The following is a 22,681-nucleotide window of genomic DNA, read 5'->3' as shown; positions in this document are numbered from 1 at the left end:
CTGAGACCCGGGGTACGCCCCGGAGCCCTGCGGCTGGGGCCCGGGATAGAGACCATCGCCCTGCTGCATGCCGGGGACGGCGGGAGCGCCCTGGGAGGCGGCGTTAGCCGGATAGGCCGGGCCGGGAGACGGGGCCGGATACGCGGGCGGGCCCTGGGGGTGCGCCCCGGGCGGGTAGGGCGTGCCGTACGGCTGACCTCCCGGCGGCTGGGAGCCGTTCTGCGGCTGCGCCGGCGGCGGGTAAGGAGTGGTGCCGGGCGCCTGCTGCCATGCGCCGCCCTCGAGTCCGCTCCACCCCTGCGGGCCGTACGGCCCCGGCGTCGCGCCGGGTGATCCCGATGCGTCCGGTGCGCCGGGCACGGCCTCCTGCTGCGGCGAGTACGGCGGCCCCGAATAGGGATAACTCTCCCCCGGCGGCTCCTGGGGAGGGTGCTGCTGCGCCACGACTTTGCCCCCTTTGTGGATTTGGGGCAAAAGAATACTGAAATCTCATCCATCACGGATGTAGCAGATGTCGGGCACGATGTGTAATCGACCAGCGTGATCTCTGCGATGTTCCGGAATCGCCGGGCTCGTCTGCCCTAGCGTTTTTCGCATGAATCTGCAGCAGCTCCGTTATGTGGTCGCCACTGCGGAGCACCGCACCATGACCGATGCCGCCAGATCGCTCTATATCGCGCAGCCTGCTCTGTCCCGCGCGATACGCGACCTGGAACGTGAACTCGGAATGACGCTTTTCGCCCGCTCGGGCCGGGGGGTCGTCGTGACGGCCCAGGGACGCCGGGTGGTGAAGCTGGCCCGCGAGGCCCTCGACGCGGTGGCCGAGATCGAGGCCCTCGCGACGCAGACCAACTCCTCCGGCGCCGAACTGCGGATCGCGTCCACCCCGAGCCTGGAGCCCGGCCTCGCCGGGCGTCTGCTGCCCGCCTACGCCGCCGAGCATCCGGGGATACGGGTGCAGATCGTGCGGTGCGAGGGCCGGGAGGCGGTGGTCAGCGCGGTCCGCGAGCAACGGGCCGATCTCGGGCTGACCGACCTCCCGGTGCCCACCGACCTGGTGAGCCACCCGCTCGAACGCCAGGAGATCGTGCTGATCTCCCCGCCCGGCCTCGCCCTGCCCGCCCCCGTCCCCGTGGCCAGGCTCGACGGCATGCGGCTGGTGCTGCCCTCCCCCGGCAGCCCCCGCCGCAGGGAGTTCGACCAGATCTTCGCCACGCACGGCGTCCGTCCGGTCCCGGCCGTCGAGTCCGACGAGCGCCGTGGCTGGCTGCGGACCGTACGGGAGGGCCGGGCCTCGCTGCTGTGGTACCGGGGCATGGCCGAGCAGGCGGCCAGGGCGGGCCTGGTGATCCGCTCGCTCGATCCCTCGCTCCGCAAGATCATCGCGGTTGTGCACGCCCGGCGGCGGCTGCCCGCGATGGCGCAGCACTTCGTGGCTCTGGCCGAGGGCGGCTCGGCGGCGTGACCACATGCCGTCTTTTTGGACCGTTCCACGACCGCGTCTCCGGCGGGCAAGCGAGAGGACGCCGTACCGCTAGGGAGTGTCTGACGAATGCTGCCCGCCGCGAGCGCGTAGGTGGATGCGTCGCAAGGCGGAGGAGGAGTTCGCGCAGGCTGCGGGCGATGAATCCGGGCCCGCGGAGATTGCGAGCCTGCGAGCAATCTTCGTGGGTGGGGTGAGAACCCAGCGAGGCGCCGCCTGGGCCACGCGCAGCGGGGCCATGATTTGTCAGCACGACCTAGTACGCTGGCCGCGATGTCCACTTCGCCGATGCCCGCCGAGGCGCCCGGCCTGTCGGCCGTCCTGCGCCTGCGCGGCCGTGCCTTCGGTCCCGGCGACTTCGCGGTCATGGCCGTGGTCAACCGGACCCCCGACTCCTTCTACGACAGGGGATCGACCTACGCCTTCTCGGCCGCGGTCGACGCCGCCTCCCGCCTCATCGAGGAGGGTGCGGACATCGTGGACATCGGCGGCGTGAAGGCCGGTCCCGGCACGGAGGTCGATCCGGCCGAGGAGATACGCCGTGTCGCGGAGGTCGTCGCCGCGGTGCGCGACCGGCACCCCGATGTGATCATCAGCGTCGACACGTGGCGGTCGGAGGTCGCCAAGGTCGTCGCCGAGGCCGGGGCCGACCTGCTCAACGACACCTGGGGCGGGGTGGACCCCCAGCTCGCCGAAGTAGCCGCGGCGTACGGCATCGGCCTGGTCTGTGCGCACGCCGGGCGGGTCGAGCCGCGCACCCGCCCCCACCGCATCGCGTACGAGGACGTGGTGGCCGACGTGGTCGCGTACACGACGGACCTCGCCGAGCGCGCGGTCGCTGCGGGAGTCCGCCGCGACGCGATCCTGATCGACCCGGCCCACGACTTCGGCAAGAACACGTGGCACTCGCTGGAGGTCAGCAGGCGGCTCGACGAGCTGACCGCCACAGGGTGGCCGGTGCTGGTGGCCGTCTCCAACAAGGACTTCGTCGGCGAGACACTGGGCGGCCTGCCCGTCGAGGAGCGCCACGCCGGCACGCTGGCCACGCTCGCCGTGTCGGCGCTGCAGGGCGCCCGGGTGTTCCGCGTCCACGACGCGGCGAGCGCCCGTACGGCTCTCGCCGTCGTCCCCCGCCTCTCCGGCGCGCCCTCCTAGCCCCTCGATCCGGCGAGGCCGGGCGGAGGGACCGGAGCTTTGTTCCGGCGCGGTGACCGCAGCGAAGGCCTGAGACCGGGCCCCGCGGCAATTCCGAGCTTGCGAGGATTCGTGGGTGAAGCCGAGCGGGCTTCGCGAAGACCAGAGCTCCTGTTTCCCGTGGGGTGACCGGCCCTGCCGCCTGCAACCGCTCACGACCTGCCGCGTGTGTCCGGCGGGCCCCGAGGCGGGCGCAACCGGACCGGCCGCGACGAGACCGGGCCGCGATCAAAGCGGTGGACAGGGCGTTCGGGCTGTGGCTAACGTGTCGGCCATGTCGAGCCCCGAGGCGTCGAGACGCTAGCCACCGGTCATTCGGTGGCTGAGCCGTCGCACTCCTGAACTGTCGCACCCGTAAACTGTCGCGCCGCTGACTTCTCGTATCACCGAGCGGTCGCACCACTGAGCTGGTCGCAGTACTGCGTGGGCGCGTCGTCCGTCGGGCGCCGAGCCGCGGCGTGGGTGGCATGTCCTGCCGCGTGCGTCTCGCGATATGCCGGGCCGCACGTGGCTCTGCACATCGCCCTGTCGCTCGGCACTTCACGCGGATCGCCGCCTCCGTCGCCGCCCGGCATCGCCGTAGGGGGAGCGCTTTCGCGCCCGTCGCAGCGCCGCTGCGGGGTGTCTGCCACCGAATCACCGTCGTACGGGCCGTTTCTCCTGGGGCTCCGCGCATGGTCGTCTTCGACTGCTCCTGCCGCCGGACCCCGGGTTCGTTCGCGCGGTGATCCCGCGTGCCCGGCCGGGTGCTCCTCTCGTCGTCCGGCTGTGGTCCGCAGCGGCTCACCGCGTGCTCATCGACCGTTCGCGATCCCCTTCGTGGGCCTTCGCGACCTTTACGACGCGGTGGAGTTGTCATGCCAATCGCCATCTACATGCTCGGACTGGCGGTCTTCGCCCAGGGAACCTCCGAGTTCATGCTGTCGGGCCTGGTGCCCGGCATAGCCCGCGACCTTCACGTGTCCGTCCCCGCCGCGGGGGCGCTGACATCGGCCTTCGCCGTGGGGATGATCGTGGGCGCGCCCCTGACGGCCGTCCTCGGCTTCCGGTGGCCGAGACGGCGGGCGCTGCTGGTCTTCCTGACCGTCTTCGTGGTCGTTCACGTGGTGGGCGCGGTCACCACGAGCTTCGGCGTTCTGCTGGCCGCCCGCGTCGCCGGAGCGCTGGCCAACGCCGGATTCCTGGCCGTGGGTCTCGCGACGGCGACCGCCATGGCGGGGCCCGGCGCCAAGGGCCGGGCCGCCTCCGTACTGCTCGGCGGGATCACGCTCGCCTGCGTCGCCGGGGTGCCGGCCGGTGCCGTGCTCGGCCAGGTATGGGGCTGGCGCTCGGCGTTCTGGGCGGTGGCGATCGTCTCGGTGCCGGCCGTCATCGCGATCGCGGTCGCCATTCCGACCACGCCAACGGTGACGCCCCTGCCATCGGAGACGGCTACGCGCCCAGAGGCGGCCACACACCCGGGGACGGCCATGCCGTCCGAGGCGGCCGTGCCCGGTGCGCGGCGCGAGCTGAGAGCGTTGCGCCGTCCCCGGCTGCTCGTGACCCTCGTGCTCGGCGCGCTGGTGAACGGCGCCACGTTCTGCACCTTCACCTTCCTGGCTCCGGTGGTCACCGAGGTCGCCGGCTACGGCCCGCGGTGGGTGCCGGTGCTGCTGGCGATCTTCGGCCTGGGATCATTCGCCGGTGTGACGATCGGCGGCAGGATGGCGGACCGGCGGCCGATGCGGCTGCTGGTGCCCGGCGGTTTGGCCCTGACGGCAGGCTGGGTCGCATTCGACATGGTCGCGGGCGACCCGGCCGCCGTCCTCGTGCTCGTCTTCGTGCAGGGCACGCTGTCCTTCGCCGTCGGCTCCATGCTGATCACGCGGGCGCTCTACGAGGCGTACGACGCGCCGTCTCTGGGCGGCTCGTTCGCGACCGCCGCCCTCAACGTGGGCGCGACCGCCGGGCCCCTGCTGGGCGGGGCCGCCATCGGCGCCGGGCTGGGCTACCGGTCTCCCCTGTGGGTGAGCGCGCTGCTGGTCGCGCTGGCGCTCGCTGTGGCGGGAGCGGAGCGGAAGGGAACGAGGACCACAGCGAAGGCCTGAGACCGGGCCTCGCGGAAGTTCCGAGCTTGTGAGGAGCTTCGCGGGTGAGGCCGGGCAGGCTCCGCAAGGACCGGAGGTCCCTTCCGGCGCAGTGACCGACCCCGGCGCGGTGACCGACCCCGGCGCGGTGACCGACCCCGGCGCGGTGACCGACCCCGGTGTCGCTCAGACCGCCCCCGCCAGGCCCTTTGGGCCGGTGAGTCAGGAGTACAGCACCGAAAGGAAGCGGACGAGGATCGCCTCGCGGGTGGCGGCAGGCAGGGCGTCGAGCACGGCGTTCACCACCGCCATCCCGGGCTGTGCCGGCGTTCCCGGCTCCGCTGTTCCCGGCTCCGCTGTTCCCGGCTCCGCTGTTCCCGGCTCCGCCGTCGCGGTGAGGTCGATCCCCACCGACGCGGCGAGCTCGGCGAACGTGGCGTCGTCCAGCGCGTCGAGGTCGAGTGACGCGATGAGCTCGGGCAGGCCCTCGGGCACATCGGCCGGCCCGCGTCGCCGGGCGGCGTCGGCGGCCTCCGCGATCACCTCCAGCATCGCGTCCACCCCCGCCAGCGTCACACCGGTCACCGTGATGTGGATGTTGGCGGGGATCCCGGCGTACGACAGCTGGGGCTGGAGGAACCAGCCGAGCCGGCGCGCCTCGTCGGCGAGGACGAAGACGTCCACCTCGGGGGAGCCGGCGATGGCGACCAGCGCGGCCTCGGGCTCCCCGAGCACCCGCAGCCCGGGGATCTTCGCCACGCCCTCGGCCAGCCGCCGGGTCGCCTCCAGCGTCCTGCGGCCGAGCTCCAGGTAGCCCTCCCGGCCGAGGGCCTGCAGGGTGGCCCAGGCGCCGCCGAGCGGTCCGGCCGACCGCGAGCTCTGCACGGTCGCGTTGATGATCGTGTAGCCGGGCCAGGCCGCCGAGGCGAAGTATGCCCGGCGGCGCAGCTCCGCGTCGCGGAACAGCAGCACCGACGCCCCCTTCGGCGCGTACCCGAACTTGTGCAGGTCGCACGAGATCGAGGTGACGCCGGGCACGCTCAGGTCGAACGGCGGGATCGCGGCGCCCGCCTCGCGCAGCCACGGCAGCAGCCAGCCGCCGACGCAGGCGTCCACGTGGCACGGCACGCCGCGCGCGGCGGCGAGCGCGGCGACCTCCTCGACCGGGTCGACCACGCCCTGCGGGTAGGAGGGGGCCGACACCACCGCCAACGCCGTACGGTCGTCGAGCGCGGCCTCGAACGCCGGGACCGAGGCCCGATAGGTGACCGGGTCGACCGGCACCGGCACGACCTCCATGCCGAGGTAGTGCGCGGCCTTGTGGAACGCCGGGTGCGCGGTGACCGGCAGCACGACCCGGGTCGCGCCGGGCCTGGCGTCGCGGGCGGCCTTCACCGCCAGCATGATCGACTCGGTGCCGCCGCTGGTGAAGATCCCCGGCGCGCCGGGACGGCCGAGCAGCTCGGCGACCGCCCCGACCACCTGCCGCTCCAGCGCGACCATGCTGGGGAAGGCCGTCGGGTCGAGCATGTTGACTTCGAGCATCTCCGCGTACGCCCGCTGCGCGGCCTCGTGCACCTCCGGCAGGCCGGTGTCGTAGACGTAGGCCGTGACCTTGCCGCCGCGCACCGGCAGGTCGGCCTCCTTGAGGGCGGTCAGCTCGGCGAGCAGTTCGGTGACGGGCCTGCCGTGATCGGGAAGCAATGGATCTCCTCAACGTGCCAGGGGGAGCCGGACGACGGCGCGCAGTCCGGGGGAGGCGTCCTCCAGGTGGACCGTACCGCCGTGGGCCTCGACCGTGGTGCGCACGATCGCGAGTCCGAGCCCGGCGCCGCCGTCGTCGCGGCTGCGCGCGTCGTCGAGCCGGGTGAACCGGTCGAAGACCCGCTCCCGGTCCTCGGGCGGGATGCCCGGCCCGTCGTCGGTGACGGTCAGCTCGGCGGTGTCCCCCTCGGCGTGTACGCCGATCCGGACCGCCGACGCCGCGTGCCGCAGGGCGTTGTCGACCAGGTTGGCGAGCACCCGCCGCAGGTCGACCGCGTCGCCGAGCACGACGGGAGGCGCGCCGGGCGGCAGGTCGAGGTCGAGGCCGTGCCGCTCGGCCGTACGGCGGGCCATCTCGGCCAGGTCGACCGGCTCCCGCCGGCCGGCGCGGCCCTCGTCGAGCCGGGCGAGGGCGAGCAGGTCCTCGGCGAGGCGGGACAGCCGCAGGGTGTCCTCCAGCACCCCTTCGGCGGTCTCCTTCCAGTCCTGGCCGTCCGGGTGGCTGAGCGCGACCTCGAGCTGGAGCCGGATGCTCGCGAGCGGGCTGCGCAGCTCGTGTGCCGCGTCGGAGACCAGCGCCCGCTGGCGCGCGTCGGCCTCCTCCAGCCGCCCGAGCATGTCGTTGAGCGTGGTGGCGAGCGCGTGCACCTCGTCGTGCGCCTCGGGCACCGGCAGGCGCCGTGACCGGGCCGTGGCGCCCACCTCGGCCGCGCCCCGCCGCAGCAGCGCGATCGGCCGCAGCGTGCGCCCGACGACCAGCCACGAGACCGCCGCGAGCAGCGCGAGCAGGAGCGGCATGCCGGCGATCAGCACGTGCCCGATGGTCACGAGGCTGCGTTCCACCTCGCCGAACGACCGGGCCACGATCACCGTCACGCCGCGGTCCGCGCTGAGCGCCCGCACCCGCAGCGGCCCCGGCAGCGCGTACGGCCGGCCGTCGAGGAACAGCGGCGTCCCGGTGCGTACGGCGGCCTCCCGGGCCTGCGCGGACAGCAGGGGGACCAGGCGGTCGGTGTTGGGGGTGGCGTCGACGATCCGCCCGTCCCGGTCGAGCACCTGCACGATCGTGTTGTCCACCGAGACGACGGGATCGGACAGCCGGTTCGCGTCCGACAACGCGACGATCTCACGTCCCCGCTGGTAGACCTGCTCGTCGATGCCCTGGACGAGCGCCCTGCCGAGCACCGCGACGAACACGTACGCCGACCCGGCGAGGGCGAGGGCCAGCACGGCGGTGGCGGCCGCGGTGACCCGGAACTGCAGGCTCTGCCTCCGCCACCACGTCACCGGGCGGATGAGCAGGCCGGACACCGGGCTGGAAACAGGGCTCGGCACAGTTCCGGACACAGTTCCGGACACAGGGCCGGGCACAGGGCCGGACACACGGCTGGACACAGGGCCGGACACGGCTCAGCCGCCGTCGCTCGCGAGCCGGTATCCGGCCCCGCGCACGGTCTGCAGGGCGGCGCGCCCGAACGGCGTGTCGATCTTCCTGCGCAGATAGCCGACGTACACCTCGACCACGTTCGGATCGGTGTCGTAGGTGTCCCACACGTGCTCCAGGATCTCGGGCTTCGACACCACCTCGCCCGGCCGGCGCATCAGATATTCGAGCAGGGCGAACTCCCTGGGCGTCAGCTCGACCGGCGCCTCGCCCCGGGTGACCGTACGCGCCGCCGGGTCGAGCGACAGGTCGCCGGCGCGCAGCACGGCGGGTCTGCGGCCGCCGCCCCGGCGCAGCAGCGCCCGGAGCCGGGCCACCAGCACCACGTACGAGAACGGCTTGGTGAGGTAGTCGTCGGCGCCGAGGTCGAGCCCGTCGGCCATGTCGTATTCGCCGTCCTTGGCCGACAGCATGAGGATCGGCACCCAGTTCTCCTCCGCCCGCAACTGCTTGCACACGTTGTAGCCGGACATGCCGGGCAGCATGATGTCGAGCACGACCACGTCGTAGTCGCCGACGCGCGCCAGGTGCAGGCCCTCGTTCCCGTCGTGCGCGAGGTCGACGGCGAAGCCCTCCGCCTGCAGCCCGCGGCGCAGCGCCGCCGCCATCCGCCGCTCGTCCTCCACCACTAGAACCCGCATTGCCCCAGTGTGGCCCCTTTTGGACGTGCGGGCGCGGCCAGTCTGAGAGACCTCTCAGTCCGTCTCAGCGTCGGCACAGGAACGTCTCGGCAGTCTCGGGTCATCAGCTTTCCGCACATAGTGGGAGATGTGAAATGGCGAAGAGAGCCCGCGCCGTGAGGTGGGGAGTGCCGGTGGCGGCGGTGGCCGTCGTGGCGGCGGCCGTGGGGACGGGGCCGGTGATCGCGGCGGTGCGCAGCGAGCCGTCCCTGCCCGACCGTACGGCGGAGCAGTTGCTGGCCGACGTCGCGCGCACCTGGCAGAACGGCCGGATGCCGCAGATGTCCGGCACGATCGTCGAGACGGCGTCGCTCGGCCTGCCCGCGCTGCCCGGCCTGTCCGGGTCGTCCGGAGGACCGGGGCCGTCCGGCGGGGCCTCGCCGGCGTCGCTGCTGTCGGGGTCGCACCAGCTCAAGATCTGGTACGCGGGGGAGGACAGGTTCCGCCTCATGCTGCCGGGGGAGATGAGCGAGACCGACGTCGTCGCCAACGGCGGCACGGTCTGGCTGTGGGACAGCGCCGCCAACACGGCGACCCGTCTCACCGTCCCGGCCGGGTCCGGCGGCGAGCACGGCGGGCCCGGTGGGCCTGGTGGGCCTGGTGGGCCTGGTCGGCACGGCGGGCACGGCGGGCCCTTCCCGATGCGCTCCGGAGCCGCGTCGCCGTTCGCGACGCCGGACCAGGCCGCGCGGCAGGCGCTGGAGGCGGCCGGCACCGACACCGCGATCAGCGTCGGCGACGACGTCACGGTCGCGGGCCGCGCGGCCTACCAGATCGTGCTGACGCCGAAGTCGGCCGACTCGCTGATCAGGGATGTCCGGGTGGCGCTCGACGGCGAGAAGCTGATCCCGCTGCGCGTCCAGGTGTACACGAAGGGGGCGGCCGAGCCGGCCTTCGAAGTCGGCTTCGAGTCGCTGTCGTTCACCGCTCCCGCGCCGGAGAACTTCTCCTTCACTCCGCCGGCCGGAGCGAAGGTCGAGGAGGGCACGGCCACGCCCCCGGCGGACCACCGGCCGGAGGCGGCGGCCGAGGCGCACGACCGCGGCCGCGTCGTCGGCTCCGGCTGGGACAGTGTCCTCGTCACCTCCCTGCCGGAGACCCCTGCCCAGAAGCCCGACGCCCCCGCCCAGAAGCAGGACGAGAAGGGGCGTGGCGGCCTGGACGTGGCCGCGCTGCTGGACGGCCTGAAGGGCGCGGCCACCCCCGTCAGCGGGGAGTGGGGCAGCGGCCGGCTGCTGAGCACCAAGGTGGTGTCGATCCTGATCACCGACGACGGCCGCCTGCTCGCCGGCGCCGTCACCCCGGAGGCCCTCTACCGCGCGGCCGGTGTGAAGGGATGACCGAGCCCACGCACCGCGCGCGAGCGGGAATCCGAGCGGAGGTCGCGGTGGACCGGCGGGACGCGGGGACGGTGGGCACGCGCGCGGGGGCGTCACGGGAGGACACCGGGGCGCCCCCGCCCTCCGCCGGAACCTCGGACGCGGACGCCATCGTCACGTCCGGTCTCACCAAGCGCTTCCGCGGCGGCCAGGTGGCCGTCGACGGCGTCGGCCTGGCCGTGCCGCGCGGCTCGGTCTTCGGCTTCCTCGGCCCCAACGGCTCGGGCAAGACCACGACGATCCGCATGCTGCTCGGCCTGGTCGCCCCGACCTCGGGCACGTGGTCGCTGCTCGGGACGCCCATGCCGGACGGGCCGGCCCGGGCGCTGCCACGCGTCGGCGCGGTGGTCGAGGGGCCGGCCTTCTATCCGTACCTGTCGGGCGAGGCCAACCTGCGCCGCCTCGACGCGGCCGATCCGTCGGCCGACGCGCGTACGGCACCGGCCAGGATCGCCGCGGCGCTGGAGCGGGTGGGGCTGACGGCGGCGGCGGGCAAGCGCTACCGCACCTACTCGCTCGGCATGCGCCAGCGCCTGGCCATCGCGGCCGCGCTGCTGGTGCCCAGGGAGCTGCTCGTGCTCGACGAGCCGACCAACGGCCTCGACCCGCAGGGCACCCGCGAGGTCCGCACGCTGATCAGGAGGATCGCCGAGGACGGCACGACCGTCTTCGTCTCCTCCCATCTGCTGAGCGAGGTCGAGCAGATGTGCACCCACGTCGGCGTCATGCGCGCCGGCCGGCTCGTCGCCCAGGGCCCGATCGCCGCGCTGCGCGCGTCGGGCGAGGAGCCGCGCCTGCGGGTGGAGACGCCGGACACGGACGCGGCGGCGGCCGTGCTGGCCGGGGCCGGGCTCGGCGACGTACGCGTCGCGGACGACGAGGTCACGGCGGTCATCGGTGCCCGGGCGCCGGAAGAGATCTGCGCGCTGCTCGTCGGGGAGGGCGTGGCCGTGCGCGGGTTCGGCGTGGTGCGTCCCACGCTCGAAGACGTCTTCGTCGGGCTGACGGGGGAGGGGTTCGATGTCGATGGGTGAGAACGGGACCGCGGTGTCGGAGGCCCGGCCGCCGGTGCGCCAGGAGGCGGCACCGCCGAGGGAGGAGCGGACCCCCGCCGAGTCCACCCGGCCCGCCCCGGGCCCGGTGCGGCACCTGACGCGGCTGCTGGCCTCCGAGATCGGGCTGACGTTCCGCCGCCCGCGCAACCTCGCGATGCTCGCGGTGCTCGCGGTCGTGCCGGTGGTGGTCGGCATCGCGGTGCGGGTCGCGTCGGACGGTGACGCGGGGGGCTCGATCATCGGACAGATCGCGGGCAACGGCCTGATGCTGACCTTCGCCGCGTTCGTCGTCATGATGCCGATCGTGCTGCCGCTGACCGTGGCGGTCGTGGCGGGCGACGCGATCGCCGGCGAGGCGGCCCAGGGCACGCTGCGCTACCTGCTCGTCGCCCCGGCCGGCCGCACCAGGCTGCTGCTGGTGAAATACGCCAACATCGTGGTCTTCTGTCTCGCGGCGTGTGCCCTGGTGGCGGTGTCGGCGCTGGTGACCGGGCTGGTGCTGTTCCCGGTGGGGCCGGTGACGCTGCTGTCGGGCGCGACGATCCCGGCGGCCGACGCCCTGCTGCGCGTCGGGGTGGTCGTCCTGTACGCCGCCGCGGGGATGGCCGCGCTCGGCGCGGTCGCGCTCGCGGTCTCCACGCTCACCGAGGCGCCGATCGGGGCGGTCGCCACGAGTGTCGTGCTGGTGGTGGTCAGCCAGGTGCTGAGCGCGATCCCGCAGGTGGCGGCCGTACGTCCGGTCCTGCTGACCTGGTGGTGGGGCGCGTTCGACGGGGCGTTGCGGGCGCCGATGGCGTTCGACGAGATGGGGCGAGGGCTGTTCGCCTTCGCCGCGTACGTCCTGGTTTTCGGCTCTTTCGCCTGGTCACGCTTCACGAGTAAGGACATCACGGCGTAAGTGCTGCCCTTTACCGTTCTTTATCGCTAGTGTTGCCGCGGACCTCTCACCCAAGGTGGTGTTCATGCGGCACTTCTTCGGGCTGCTCCTTGGCGTTGTCGTCGCGGCGGCTCTTCTCCTCGGTGGTGGATGGGCGTCCCAGGAGCTGGTCCGGGGAGCGGCGCAGATCGTCGACCCGGCCAAGGACACCCGGATGCTGATCGCGGTCGGAGCGATGGCGGTCGTGGGCCTGCTGCTCGGGCTGGTGCTGGTCGGCCGGGTGTCCCCGCTGGCGACGTTCGTCCCGTCGATGGCGCTGCTGGCCTGGACCGTGGTCTACGTGCTCGACGTGTCGCGCGCCGCGAGCCTGGTGCCCACCGGGCCGTCGGTGCAGGCCGAGCTGCTGCAGGCCGGCCGGGGGATGCTCATGCTGCTGTCCACCGGCGTGTACGCCCTGCTCGGTGTGGCGCTGTTCCTCCCGGTGCTCATGCCGTCGCGCTGGGCCCGTCCGGAGCGGGACGAGGAAGAGGAGGAGTACGAGGAGTCGTACGGCTTCTGAGATAGAGGTCGGCCACGACGTCCTCGATCGAGGCGCGTCCCGGCGCGGTCGCCCGCAGCTCGTCCACGGTGCCGTCGAAGGCCAGCCTGCCGTGGTCGATCAGCAGCACGCGCCGGCACAGCCGCTCCACGTCGCCCAGGTCGTGGGTGGTCAGCAGTACCGTCGTCCCGTGCTCCGCGCATCGCCGCCGCAGGAAGTCGCGCACCTCCGCCTTGCTGACGACGTCGAGCCCGATCGTCGGCTCGTCCAGCACGAGCACGGCGGGGTCGTGCAGCAGCGCGGCGGCGATGTCGCCGCGCATCCGCTGGCCCAGGCTGAGCTGGCGCACCGGCGTGGCGAGGAAGCCGCCCAGGTCGAGCCGGTCGCACATGTCGTCGAGGCGCTCCCGGAACACCTTGCGATCTACTTTGTAAAGGAGCCGGACCAGCTCCAGGCTGTCCCACAGCGGCAGGTCCCACCACAGGGTCGTCCGCTGGCCGAAGACGACGCCGATCCTGCGGGCGAGAGCCGTACGCCGCCGGGACGGGTCGAGACCGGCCACCCTCACCCGGCCCGACGTGGGCGTGAGGATCCCGGTCAGCATCTTGATCGTGGTGGACTTGCCCGCGCCGTTCGGGCCGAGGCACGCGACGAACTCCCCGGCCGCGACCCGGAAGGACAGGTCCCGTACGGCGTGCACGATCCGGCCCCGGACCCTGAAGGTCCTGCCGACCCCGTCTGCCTCGATCACTCGTCTCAGCTCCCCGTCGATCGGTAGCGGCGGATCCCCGCCCGCCACGCGAGCGCGGCGACGGCGGCCAGTGCGAGCGCGGCGGCGGGGGACAGCAGGCCCGTCCAGGACGGCAGCCCGAGCGGATCGGGCCGGCCGAGCACATAGAGGCCCGGCTGCCAGTTGACGAACGCCAGCGGCAGCCCGAATGTCAGCCCCCGCACGATGCGGGGGTCGTAGACGCTCAGCGGATACTGCGTGAGCGTCGCCCCGCCGTACGTGAACGCGTTGGCCACCTCGGGAGCGGCGGTGAGCAGGAACTGCAGCGCGCCGCCGAGCGTGAAGAGCGCCGTGAAGATCACGATGCCCGAGACGACCATGACCGGCACCATCCAGACGCGGCCGAGCGGGACGTCCAGCCGCGACAGGCCCACGGCGAGCACGGCCCCCGCCTGGATCGACCGGCCGATCCGGTGCGGCGTGAACCGGTCGGAGGCGACCTGCACGAAGGGCGACGCGGGCCGGATCAGCATGACGTCGAGCGTGCCGGACACGATGTGCCGGCTGATCCTGTCGAGATTGCCGAACAGCAGGTCGGCGAGCGCGAAGGCCAGCTGCGACGCGCCGTAGAGGAACATGACCTCGGTCAGCCCGAAGCCGGCCAGCCTGTCGGTGTTGGCGAAGATCACCCAGATGGCCGCGATGTCGAGGCCGCCGACCACCGCCCCGCCCGCCGTCATGAGCGCGAACGACACCGGATATTGCGCCGCCGCCCGCGTCCACGTCCAGGCGAGCAGCGCGTACGTCCTGATCACGGGCCCTCACCCACCCTGGATCACGACCTTCCTGCGGGCGGCGCCGGTCATCAGCGCGCCCAGCGCCAGCAGGACGGCCGCCCACAGGGCCTGGAAGCCGAGGGCGCGGGCGGGATCGGCCGTGCCGAGATAGACGTCGGCGGGCACCTGCGCCATCGCCGACCACGGCAGCGCCCGGGACAGCTCCCCGAACCACCCGGGGAAGATCGACAGCGGCAGCATGAGCCCGCTGAAGAACGTCGTGAGCACCATCGACAGCACCGCGAGACCCCGGTCGTCCATCACCCAGCAGGTGGCCAGCGCGACGATGTAACGCCACGCGAAGCTCACGAGCACGCCCAGGGCGACGCTCAGGAGGAACGCGGCCGGGGCGTGCGGGGCGACGATGCCGAAAAGCAGCGCGCCCACGAGGGTCGGCGGGCCGCCGCGGACGGCGAAGAGATACACCGCCCGGCCCAGATCCTCCGACAGGCACCACAACTGCAGGGACGCCGGGCGGACCAGGTCGAGCGCGACGTCGCCGGTGCGGATCCGCTCCGGCAGGTCGAGGCCGCCGCCGAAGAGCTGCATCGGGCCGATGAACGCCTGCGTGAGGAAGGTGAAGGTGACCGCGCCCGCCACGTCGTACCCGCCGAGGCCGGGACGGGCCTGCCACAGCGCGATCAGCACGTACGCGCGGAGCACGCCGAAGACGGTGTTGGTGAACGCCCCGGCCAGCGCGGCGGCCCAGTAGGTCGCGTGCCTGCGGAAGCCGTACCAGGCCAGCCGCGGGTAGAGGGCGACGGCGGCGCCGTGGCCGGGGATCACCGTCATAAGTGCCTCATATCCTGGGCTGTTACCTTGTCGTAACCTTGCCGTAAGGGGAGTGAAACGTGCCTAGCGGTAGAACGGATGACCTAACAGGGAATGTCCCTTTTGGGAGGCTTGCATGGGACATGAGCTGAATGTAGACATACGCCCGGAATATCCGGTCAGCTGGCAGGCCGCCGCGATCAACGGAGTCCTGCGGGGCACCATGAAGCCGATCTCCACCATCCTCGTGCGCAACACCGCGGGAATGGCCGTGGCCAGCCGCATCATGTGCCTCGGCGAGCGGGTCCCCGGCATCCTCCCCAAGCACGTGTCCATCGTTCCAGACGAGTTCGGCTCGTGCACGGGGGAATGGGTGCGCGGCGGTCCCGGCCTGGACGAGGGCAAGGTGGTGCTCTACTTCCACGGCGGGGCCTACTTCGTCTGCTCCCCGGCCACCCACCGGCCGATCACGTGGCGGTTGTCGGCCGCCGCCGGCCGTCCGGTGTTCTCCCTCGACTACCGCCAGGGCCCGGTGCACTCCCTCGCCGAGTCGCTGTCGGACGCGCTCCAGGCGTACGAGTGCCTGCTCGGCCGCGGGTACGCCGCCAGGGACATCGTGCTGGCCGGGGACTCCGCCGGAGGGCATCTCACCCTCGCCACGCTGCTGGCCCTGCGCGACCGGGGCATGCCGCTGCCCGCCGCCGGCATCTGCCTGTCTCCCTGGGCCGACCTCAGCACCAGCCGGCACCGCGCCAACGCATGGTCCGACCCCATGCTCCCCGCCGGACGCGTCGACTGGCTCGCCCGCCGCTGGACCGACGGCCTCGACCGCTGCGACCCCCTCGTGTCCCCCGTGTACGGCGACTACACCGGCATCCCCCCGCTGATGATCGTCACCGGCTCCACCGAGGTCCTGCGCGACGAGGCCCGCCGGGTCGCGGTCAGCGCGCGCGAGGACGGCGTGCAGGTGACCTACGAGGAGTGGAACCGCATGCCGCACATCTTCCCCCTCTTCGCCGACGCCCTCCCCGAAGGCCGCCTGTTCTTCGACCACGTCTCCCGCTTCCTCGACGCCGTCCAGGCCCACTCCTCCACTCCCGGCGCCGAGGCCGCCTGAGCACTTCGGGAAAACGGCCGCCGGAATGCGCGGCCGTTCGCGAGGCCGCCGCACCGGGGTCAGCAGGTGACGGCGTGGACCGGCGTCGTCTGCGAGGCGTGGTCGCCGTAGCCCGAGGTGCTGTACGCCTGGGAATGCGCGGAGGCCTGACAGGACCCGGGCCGGCAGGCGACCCCGGCGTCGCAGGAGATCGAGCCGTACACGACGGCGGCGCCGCCCGTCCGGGTGAAGGAGAGGCTGGGCGAACAGGCGATCGGGGTGTCTTTACGGAGAACGGCGCTCATTTGTGGCTTATGAGACCAATGTGACCTGCGGTTTCTCCGATTCACCTTACCTAAAGGTGCCATTGGGCTTACCTCTCATGCCGCTTGTCGCTACTTGAGCGCGTGGTGCGTTCCAACCGGCCACAGTGGCTGTGCGGCACTTCGAGAGAGGTAGCTTCCGTATGGCACGTGGCGGAACGGCTTCCGATAGCGGCATGCCTCCCGGTGTGCGCCCGCTGACCGTTGGCGACCCGGTCGTCATCGGGCGCTACCTGCTGCTCGGCCGGCTGGGCAGCGGCGGAATGGGAGTCGTCTACCTGGCCGAGCACCCCAGCGGGGGATACGTCGCGCTGAAGACACCGCATCCGATGCACCTTGGGGACTCCACGCTGCGGGCCCGATTCGCCGAGGAGGTCGCGCTCTCCCGGCGCGTGGTGCCGTTCTGCACGGCCGTCGTCATCGAGGACGGTTTCGACGGCGAGCGGCCCTACCTCGTCACCGAATACGTCCCCGGCCCCGCGCTTTCCCAGGTGGTCTCCGCGCAGGGCGCGCTCACCCCCGACCTCGCGTACGGCGTGGCCCTCGGCACGGCCGCCGCGCTCGTGGCCACGCACGAGGCCGGGCTGGTGCACCGGGACCTCAAGCCGGGCAACGTGCTGCTGTCGCCGCGCGGGCCGTTCGTCATCGACTTCGGGATCGCCCGCGACCTCGACGTCGCGATGGCGCATACGCAGGCCGGGCAGATCATGGGCAGCCCGGGCTGGGTCGCGCCCGAGCGGCTGCGCGGACACCACGCCATCCCCGCCTCCGACGTCTTCTCCTGGGGCTGCCTGGTCGCGTTCGCGGCGACCGGGCTGCATCCGTTCGGCGGCGGCGACCTCGACGTGCTGACCCGGCGCATCCTGGTCGAGGAGCCCCGGATCGACGCCGTGCCGAGGCCGCTGTGGGGCGCAGTGGCGGCGGCGCTGCAGCGCGAGCCCGCCGACCGCCCGGACGCGGCGTGGCTGCTGGCCTCCCTGCTCGCGGCGGGCGGGGTCCACGCGGCCGCCGATCCCCGGCGTGCGGTCGCCGCCGTGCTCGACGAGATCTGGCAGCCTGTGCCCTACCCGGCGGGGGCCGTCCCCGGCCGGGCCACGCAGGGGACACGGAGCAGGGCCTCCGGGGAAGCGACCCAGGGACCGGCACAGGGGTCGATTCGGGGGTCGATTCGGGGGTCGATTCGGGGGTCGGTACAGGGGCCGGCACAGGAGGGCAGGGCGGCGCGGCGCCGGGCGGCGCGATCGCGGGGACAGGTGTCCCACGCCGGCTTCGCGGCGCTCGCCACCGTGACGATCGCCGCGGTGACCGTGGTCGCGGCGGGCGCCGGGTCGGCCCACATGCAGAGCACGGCCGATCCGCCGCCCGCGGCGCCCGTGGTCATCCCCGGCGAGGACAGCGCCCTGCCGCCGGATGACGCGCTCCGCACCGGCCCGCCGGTGGTGCCCATCGCGGACGCCGCCCGGCCCAGGGTGACGGTGACGGCCACGCGGACCATGCCGCCCGGCTCACCCGGCTCGACGCCGGCGCCGGTGACCACGGACGACGGCCGGGCGACCGCGCCGCCCTCGCCGACGCCCGCCGGGACGACCCTGCGCCCGGGAGACGGGCGCTGCGTCACCGGGCGGCCGAGGGACTGCCGTCCCACCCGGCCCTCCCCACCGGGCCGCCCAGGACGCCCCAACCAGCCGGGACATCCGGGTCAGCCTGGTCAGCCCGGCCATCCCGGACAGCAGCCCGGTCAGCCCGGGCAGGGCCATTCCCCGGTCCCGTCCTCGGGGGTCAGCCAGGAGCCGCAGTGGGGCGAGGGGGAGTCGCCGCCGCCGGAACCGGGCGGCAGCCCGCCGGCGAGCCCGCCGCCCAGCGTGGTGGTCACCCCCGCACCGTCCATTCCCTGATACGGCGTCCCGAGCGGGTGCCCGCGTGCAGCATGCTGTCTGTTCATGGAAGCAGCTCTCGAACTCGACGACGTGACCGTCCGCGTGGTCGGCCGGACCCTGGTGACCGGTGCCGACTGGCGGGTGGAGCACGGCCAGCACTGGGTGATCCTCGGCCCCAACGGCGCCGGGAAGACGACGATGCTCTCGATCGCCGCGGCCGTACGGCACCCGAGCTCCGGCACGGCCACAGTGCTCGGACGGCGGCTTGGCAGGGTCGACCTCCGGGAGCTGCGCCGCAGCATCGGCCTGGTGGCGGCGAGTCAGCGGCTCGTTGACGAGTCGCTGCTGGAGGAGGAGGGCGCGACCGCGCTGACCGTCGTGCTCACCGGTCATACCGGGACGAGCGCGCCGCTGTGGGACCGATACGGTGACGAGGAGCGGGAGCGGGCCCACCGGCTGCTGGCCGACCTCGGCTGCAAGGACCTGGCCGACCGCAGGTTCCAGGTGTGCTCGCAGGGGGAGCGCGCCCGCGTCCGGGTGGCCAGGGCGCTGATGGCCGACCCGGCGATCCTGCTGCTCGACGAGCCGTTCGCGGGCCTCGACCTGCCCGCGCGGGAGGACCTGATCGAGGCGCTGGAAGACTTGGCCCGCACCCGGCAGGGGCTCACCACCGTGATGGTCACGCACCACCTGGAGGAGGTGCCGGCCACCACCACGCACGCGCTGCTCATGCGGGACACCCGCATCCTGACCGCCGGTCCCGTGGACGAGGTGCTCACCGGCCCGAACCTGTCCGAGTGCTTCGGCCGCCGCCTGCGCATCGACGCGCTGGACGGCCGCTGGTACGCCCGCGCCCTGCGCGTCTGACCGGCCGCGGGCGCCGACCCGGCCCTGAGTACGAATCCGGGCGCGGGCTCGGACGCGGACGGGAGCCGTGACTCCGAGCGCGGACTCGGTCGCGCGCGCTGACCCGGCCCCGGGCGCTGACCCCGGTCGCTGACCCCGGTCGCGAACACGGCGAGGCCCCGCCGCCGATCCGTCAGATCCCCGAGGGTGACCTGCGGACGGACGGCGGGGCCCGCCACCGACCTGTGTCCCGATAAGTCCGCTGATGGTTAGTGAGCCCCGGCGAACTGTGCCTCCTCCGTCGAGCCCTTCAGGGCCGTCGTGGAGGAGTCCGGCGCGACGGCCGTGCTGACCAGGTCGAAGTATCCGGTGCCGACCTCCCGCTGGTGGCGGGTGGCGGTGTAGCCGCGCCGCTCGGCGGCGAACTCGGCCTCCTGGAGCCCGACGTACGCCGTCATGCCGTCCTGGGCGTAGCCGCTGGCCAGGTCGAACATCGAGTAGTTCAGCGAGTGGAAGCCGGCCAGGGTGATGAACTGGAACTTGTATCCCATGTGGCCCAGCTCGCGCTGGAACTTGGCGATCGTCGCGTCGTCCAGGTGCTTCTTCCAGTTGAACGACGGTGAGCAGTTGTAGGCGAGCATCTGGTCCGGGTGCTCCCGCTTGATCGCCTCGGCGAACTCGCGGGCCACGTCGAGGTCCGGTGTGGAGGTCTCCATCCACAGCAGGTCGGCGTACGGCGCGTAGGCGAGACCCCTGGCAATGCAGGCGTCGACGCCGTTGCGGACCCGGTAGAAGCCCTCGGCCGTGCGCTCGCCGGTGCAGAAGGCCTGGTCGCGGGGGTCCACGTCGCTGGTCAGGAGCGTCGCGGCCTGGGCGTCGGTCCGCGCGATGACCAGGGTGGGGACGCCCGCCACGTCGGCCGCGAGGCGGGCCGCGTTGAGGGTCTTGATGTGCTGGCCGGTGGGGATCAGCACCTTGCCGCCGAGGTGGCCGCACTTCTTCTCCGAGGCGAGCTGGTCCTCCCAGTGGACGCCCGCGGCGCCGGCCGCGATCATCGCCTTCATCAGCTCGAACGCGTTGAGCACGCCGCCGAAGCCGGCCTCGGCGTCGGCCACGATGGGCGCCAGCCAGTGGGGGGCCTCCTCGTCGCCCTCGGCCCAGGTGATCTGGTCGGCACGCAGCAGCGCGTTGTTGATCCGGCGGACCACGGCGGGGACCGAGTTGGCCGGATAGAGGCTCTGGTCGGGGTAGGTGTGACCGCTGAGGTTGGCGTCGGCGGCCACCTGCCAGCCGGACAGGTAGATCGCCTTGAGGCCCGCCTTCACCTGCTGGACCGCCTGATTGCCGGTCAGCGCGCCCAGGGCGTGGACGTAGTCCTCGTGGTGCAGCAGGTCCCATAGACGCTCCGCGCCGAGCCGGGCCAGGGTGTGCTCCTCCTGCACGGAGCCGCGCAGGCGGATCACGTCCTCGGCCGTGTAGGTCCGCTCGACGTTCGTCCACCGCGGATTGGTCTCCCAGTCCTGCTGCAGCCGCTGGGCGGCTGCGGTGAGGCGATCCGACATCTCGGTCACTCCCTTGTTGCGTACGTTGTCGTCACCTGGGGCTTGCTTCCGAGTTTGTGTCGATATCAAGACACTCACAAGGAGTGGTCGGGCGAAAGAACGCCAAATATTCTGTTCCAAGCAAGACTGACGGGTATTCGACTATGAAGAAAGGCAAAGTTTTCGCTATGGACTAGACCAATCCGCGTGAAGTGGAGCACGTCTCGTTGGAAGAAACGCCGATTTTCCGCATAAGATCGGGTTATGACCTCCGTCCTGGGCGAAGAACCGCTGTCTTTGACGCACGAGCTCGATCTCCTGGCCTTCGGTCAGCGGCTCAAGCACCTGCGCAAGCAGCGCGGTCTCACGCTCTCCGAGCTCGGCGAGCGCGTCGGGCGTGCGCCCAGCCAGCTGTCGCTGCTGGAGAACGGCAAGCGCGAGCCCAAGCTCTCGCTGCTGAAGTCGCTCGCCGCCGCGCTGAACGTGCCGGTGGAGGAGCTGCTGCGCAGGCAGGCGCCGAACCGGCGGGCCCAGCTGGAGATCGCCCTGGAGGAGGCCCAGCGTGACCCGCTTTACGCGGGCCTGGGACTGAGCAGGCTCAAGGTCTCCTCACGGGTGCCCAACGAGGTGCTCGAACACATCCTCGGCCTGTTCGAGGAGCTCAAGGCCAGGGAGGCGAAGGGTACGGCCACGCCGGAGGAGGCGCGGGCCGCCAACGCCGAGCTGCGGCGCAAGCAGCGCGAGCTGGGCAACTACTTCGAGGAGATCGAGAAGGCCGCAGCCGAGGCCCTGACCGCCGTCGGTTACCGGACCGGCGCGCTGTCGGAGAGCACCGTCCAGGCGCTGGTGTCGCACTTCGGGTTCACCGTGCACACCGCGCCCGACCTGCCGCGCTCGGCGCGGTCGGTGACCGATCTGCGCAACCGCCGCATCTACGTCAAACGCCAGCAGCTCGGCATGCACACGCCGCGCACCGTGCTGCTGCAGACGCTCGGGCACATCGCGCTCCAGCACCACAAGCCGCGCGACTTCGCCGACTTCCTGCGCCAGCGGGTGGAGGCCAACTACTTCGCCGCCGCCGTCCTCGTGCCCGAGGCGGCGGCCGTGCCGTACCTGCGGGAGGCCAAGCAGGACAAGGCGCTGTCGGTGGAGGACCTGCGCGACGTGTTCGCGGTGTCCTACGAGATGGCGGCGCACCGGTTCACCAACATCGCCACCCGCCATCTCGACATCGTCTGTCACTTCGTGCGCAACGACGCCGGAGGGATCATCTATAAGGCGTACGAGAACGACGGGATCGTCTTCCCCGCCGACGAGCAGGGGGCGATCGAGGGCCAGCGGATGTGCCAGCAGTGGTCGGGCCGCCAGGTGTTCCTCTCGCCCGACCGGTTCTCGGTGTACTACCAATACTCCGACTCGCCCACCGGCACGTACTTCTGCATCGCCCACGTGGACCCGTCGCAGGAGAAGGACTTCGCGATCACGCTGGGCGTGCCCTACCGGGAGTCGCGCTGGTTCCGCGGGCGCGAGACCACCCACCGCACCCGCTCGAACTGCCCGAACGGCGAGTGCTGCCGCCGCCCGCCGGCCGAGCTCGCGCAGCGCTGGGAGGGCTACGCCTGGCCGTCGGCCCGCGCCAACTCTCACGTGCTCGCCGCGCTGCCGCCCGGGTCGTTCCCCGGCGTCGACGAGGCCGACGTGTACGCGTTCCTGGAGCGCCACGCCGCCAGCGGCTGACGGGCGACGGCTCGCGGATGAAAGTTTCACGACATCCCATCGATGCGGGGTGACAACGTCAGGGAAGATGTCCAAGCGGTGCCGGGGCGATGCCCGGCCGTCCGAGACATCACATCTTTGCCCTTGACGGCGAAGCCTTCTTCACATTGACTCCGCATTACCGTCAAACCGCGAATCGGTGTCGGGCGTCGATTGATGTTAGCGCTAACACTGCCTGGCCGGGCCTGCCGTGTCGCCGCCGTCCGCTCATGATTCCTGATCGAGAGGAGAAGGCCTCATGGTTTTGGGAAGCCTGAGAAGGGCGCTCGCAGCCGGGGCCAGCGCGGTGATCGCCGCCGGCCTGCCGGCCGGCCTTTCCGCACCGTCCGAGGCCGCCACGCAGGGGCCGTGCGACATCTACGCCGCGGGCGGCACGCCGTGCGTGGCGGCGCACAGCACGACCCG

The 22,681-nt window shown here is 72.5% G+C and carries 20 protein-coding genes; 12 read left to right on the top strand and 8 right to left on the bottom strand.

Annotation, left to right across the window (positions count from 1 at the left end; genetic code table 11):
* Positions 1-595: 595 nt before the first annotated feature.
* From FLV34_RS07875 to FLV34_RS07865, 3 genes are all read left to right on the top strand, one after another.
* Positions 596-1,465, top strand: a complete 870-nt coding sequence (locus FLV34_RS07875; RefSeq protein WP_147942738.1) for a LysR family transcriptional regulator — start codon at positions 596-598, stop codon at positions 1,463-1,465.
* 291 nt (positions 1,466-1,756) lie between these two features.
* Entirely contained in the window at positions 1,757-2,638 is an 882-nt protein-coding gene (folP, locus tag FLV34_RS07870; protein WP_147942737.1) for a dihydropteroate synthase, read from the top strand.
* Positions 2,639-3,534: 896 nt separating this feature from the next.
* On the top strand, positions 3,535-4,764 hold the full coding sequence (locus FLV34_RS07865; protein ID WP_147942736.1) for a Cmx/CmrA family chloramphenicol efflux MFS transporter: 1,230 nt from the start codon (positions 3,535-3,537) through the stop codon (positions 4,762-4,764).
* Positions 4,765-4,965: 201 nt separating this feature from the next.
* On the opposite strand, the gene FLV34_RS07860 is transcribed toward FLV34_RS07865, so the two are convergent.
* The 3 genes from FLV34_RS07860 to FLV34_RS07845 form a co-directional block, all read right to left on the bottom strand.
* On the bottom strand, positions 4,966-6,447 hold the full coding sequence (locus tag FLV34_RS07860; RefSeq protein WP_147942735.1) for an aspartate aminotransferase family protein: 1,482 nt from the start codon (positions 6,445-6,447) through the stop codon (positions 4,966-4,968).
* A 9-nt stretch (positions 6,448-6,456) separates the two neighbouring features.
* A complete protein-coding gene (locus FLV34_RS07855; protein WP_261985698.1) occupies positions 6,457-7,842 on the bottom strand; it encodes a cell wall metabolism sensor histidine kinase WalK in 1,386 nt (461 codons plus the stop codon).
* Positions 7,843-7,917: 75 nt separating this feature from the next.
* Entirely contained in the window at positions 7,918-8,592 is a 675-nt protein-coding gene (locus FLV34_RS07845; RefSeq protein ID WP_142648356.1) for a response regulator transcription factor, read from the bottom strand.
* A gap of 134 nt (positions 8,593-8,726) precedes the next feature.
* On the opposite strand from FLV34_RS07845, the gene FLV34_RS40275 reads away from it, so the two are divergent.
* The 4 genes from FLV34_RS40275 (at position 8,727) to FLV34_RS07820 (ending at position 12,501) form a co-directional block, all read left to right on the top strand.
* On the top strand, positions 8,727-9,971 hold the full coding sequence (locus FLV34_RS40275) for a DUF2092 domain-containing protein (protein ID WP_168066003.1): 1,245 nt from the start codon (positions 8,727-8,729) through the stop codon (positions 9,969-9,971).
* Complete coding sequence (locus tag FLV34_RS07830) at positions 9,968-11,044, top strand: ABC transporter ATP-binding protein (RefSeq protein ID WP_147942732.1); 1,077 nt, start codon at positions 9,968-9,970, stop codon at positions 11,042-11,044. Before FLV34_RS40275 ends, FLV34_RS07830 begins: the two co-directional genes overlap by 4 nt.
* Positions 11,031-11,963, top strand: coding sequence for an ABC transporter permease (locus FLV34_RS07825; protein ID WP_261985697.1), 933 nt, complete (start codon positions 11,031-11,033; stop codon positions 11,961-11,963). Before FLV34_RS07830 ends, FLV34_RS07825 begins: the two co-directional genes overlap by 14 nt.
* A 64-nt stretch (positions 11,964-12,027) precedes the next feature.
* Positions 12,028-12,501: a hypothetical protein gene (locus FLV34_RS07820; protein WP_142648360.1), complete on the top strand. Its 474-nt coding sequence runs from the start codon at positions 12,028-12,030 to the stop codon at positions 12,499-12,501.
* Here the strand turns inward: FLV34_RS07820 and FLV34_RS07815 are convergent.
* From FLV34_RS07815 to FLV34_RS07805, 3 genes are read right to left on the bottom strand one after another with little or no spacing between them, the layout of a single operon-like run.
* Positions 12,428-13,231, bottom strand: coding sequence for an ATP-binding cassette domain-containing protein (locus tag FLV34_RS07815; RefSeq protein WP_147942731.1), 804 nt, complete (start codon positions 13,229-13,231; stop codon positions 12,428-12,430). The two genes, FLV34_RS07820 and FLV34_RS07815, sit on opposite strands and share 74 nt — an antisense overlap.
* A 5-nt stretch (positions 13,232-13,236) precedes the next feature.
* A complete protein-coding gene (locus FLV34_RS07810; protein ID WP_147942730.1) occupies positions 13,237-14,025 on the bottom strand; it encodes an ABC transporter permease in 789 nt (262 codons plus the stop codon).
* 6 nt (positions 14,026-14,031) lie between these two features.
* The gene (locus FLV34_RS07805) at positions 14,032-14,838 is read right to left on the bottom strand and encodes an ABC-2 family transporter protein (protein ID WP_142648363.1); all 807 of its coding nucleotides are present in this window, start codon (positions 14,836-14,838) and stop codon (positions 14,032-14,034) included.
* A 115-nt stretch (positions 14,839-14,953) separates the two neighbouring features.
* On the opposite strand from FLV34_RS07805, the gene FLV34_RS07800 reads away from it, so the two are divergent.
* Complete coding sequence (locus FLV34_RS07800; protein WP_142648364.1) at positions 14,954-15,934, top strand: alpha/beta hydrolase; 981 nt, start codon at positions 14,954-14,956, stop codon at positions 15,932-15,934.
* Positions 15,935-15,993: 59 nt separating this feature from the next.
* Here the strand turns inward: FLV34_RS07800 and FLV34_RS07795 are convergent, their stop codons facing one another.
* A complete protein-coding gene (locus tag FLV34_RS07795) occupies positions 15,994-16,218 on the bottom strand; it encodes a hypothetical protein (protein WP_142648365.1) in 225 nt (74 codons plus the stop codon).
* Positions 16,219-16,412: 194 nt separating this feature from the next.
* Between FLV34_RS07795 and FLV34_RS07790 the strand changes: the two genes are divergently transcribed.
* Both FLV34_RS07790 and FLV34_RS07785 read left to right on the top strand, forming a co-directional pair.
* Positions 16,413-18,131, top strand: a complete 1,719-nt coding sequence (locus FLV34_RS07790; RefSeq protein ID WP_187280567.1) for a serine/threonine-protein kinase — start codon at positions 16,413-16,415, stop codon at positions 18,129-18,131.
* Positions 18,132-18,176: 45 nt separating this feature from the next.
* Positions 18,177-18,980: an ABC transporter ATP-binding protein gene (locus FLV34_RS07785; protein WP_142648367.1), complete on the top strand. Its 804-nt coding sequence runs from the start codon at positions 18,177-18,179 to the stop codon at positions 18,978-18,980.
* A 248-nt stretch (positions 18,981-19,228) separates the two neighbouring features.
* Here FLV34_RS07785 and aceA read toward each other — a convergent pair whose 3' ends face one another.
* Positions 19,229-20,521 (bottom strand): isocitrate lyase, encoded by a 1,293-nt coding sequence (gene aceA, locus FLV34_RS07780; protein ID WP_142648368.1) that lies wholly within the window; start codon positions 20,519-20,521, stop codon positions 19,229-19,231.
* A gap of 243 nt (positions 20,522-20,764) precedes the next feature.
* Between aceA and FLV34_RS07775 the strand changes: the two genes are divergently transcribed.
* Entirely contained in the window at positions 20,765-22,237 is a 1,473-nt protein-coding gene (locus tag FLV34_RS07775; protein ID WP_240971510.1) for a helix-turn-helix domain-containing protein, read from the top strand.
* Positions 22,238-22,514: 277 nt separating this feature from the next.
* Positions 22,515-22,681: arabinofuranosidase catalytic domain-containing protein (locus tag FLV34_RS43350; RefSeq protein WP_222709444.1), on the top strand; the 167-nt coding region annotated here is incomplete at its 3' end.

This window comes from Microbispora sp. CSR-4 (assembly GCF_008033685.1).
Lineage (GTDB): Bacteria > Actinomycetota > Actinomycetes > Streptosporangiales > Streptosporangiaceae > Microbispora.
Note: the sequence above shows the minus strand (reverse complement) of the source record. Positions and strands in the feature narration are given on the sequence as shown.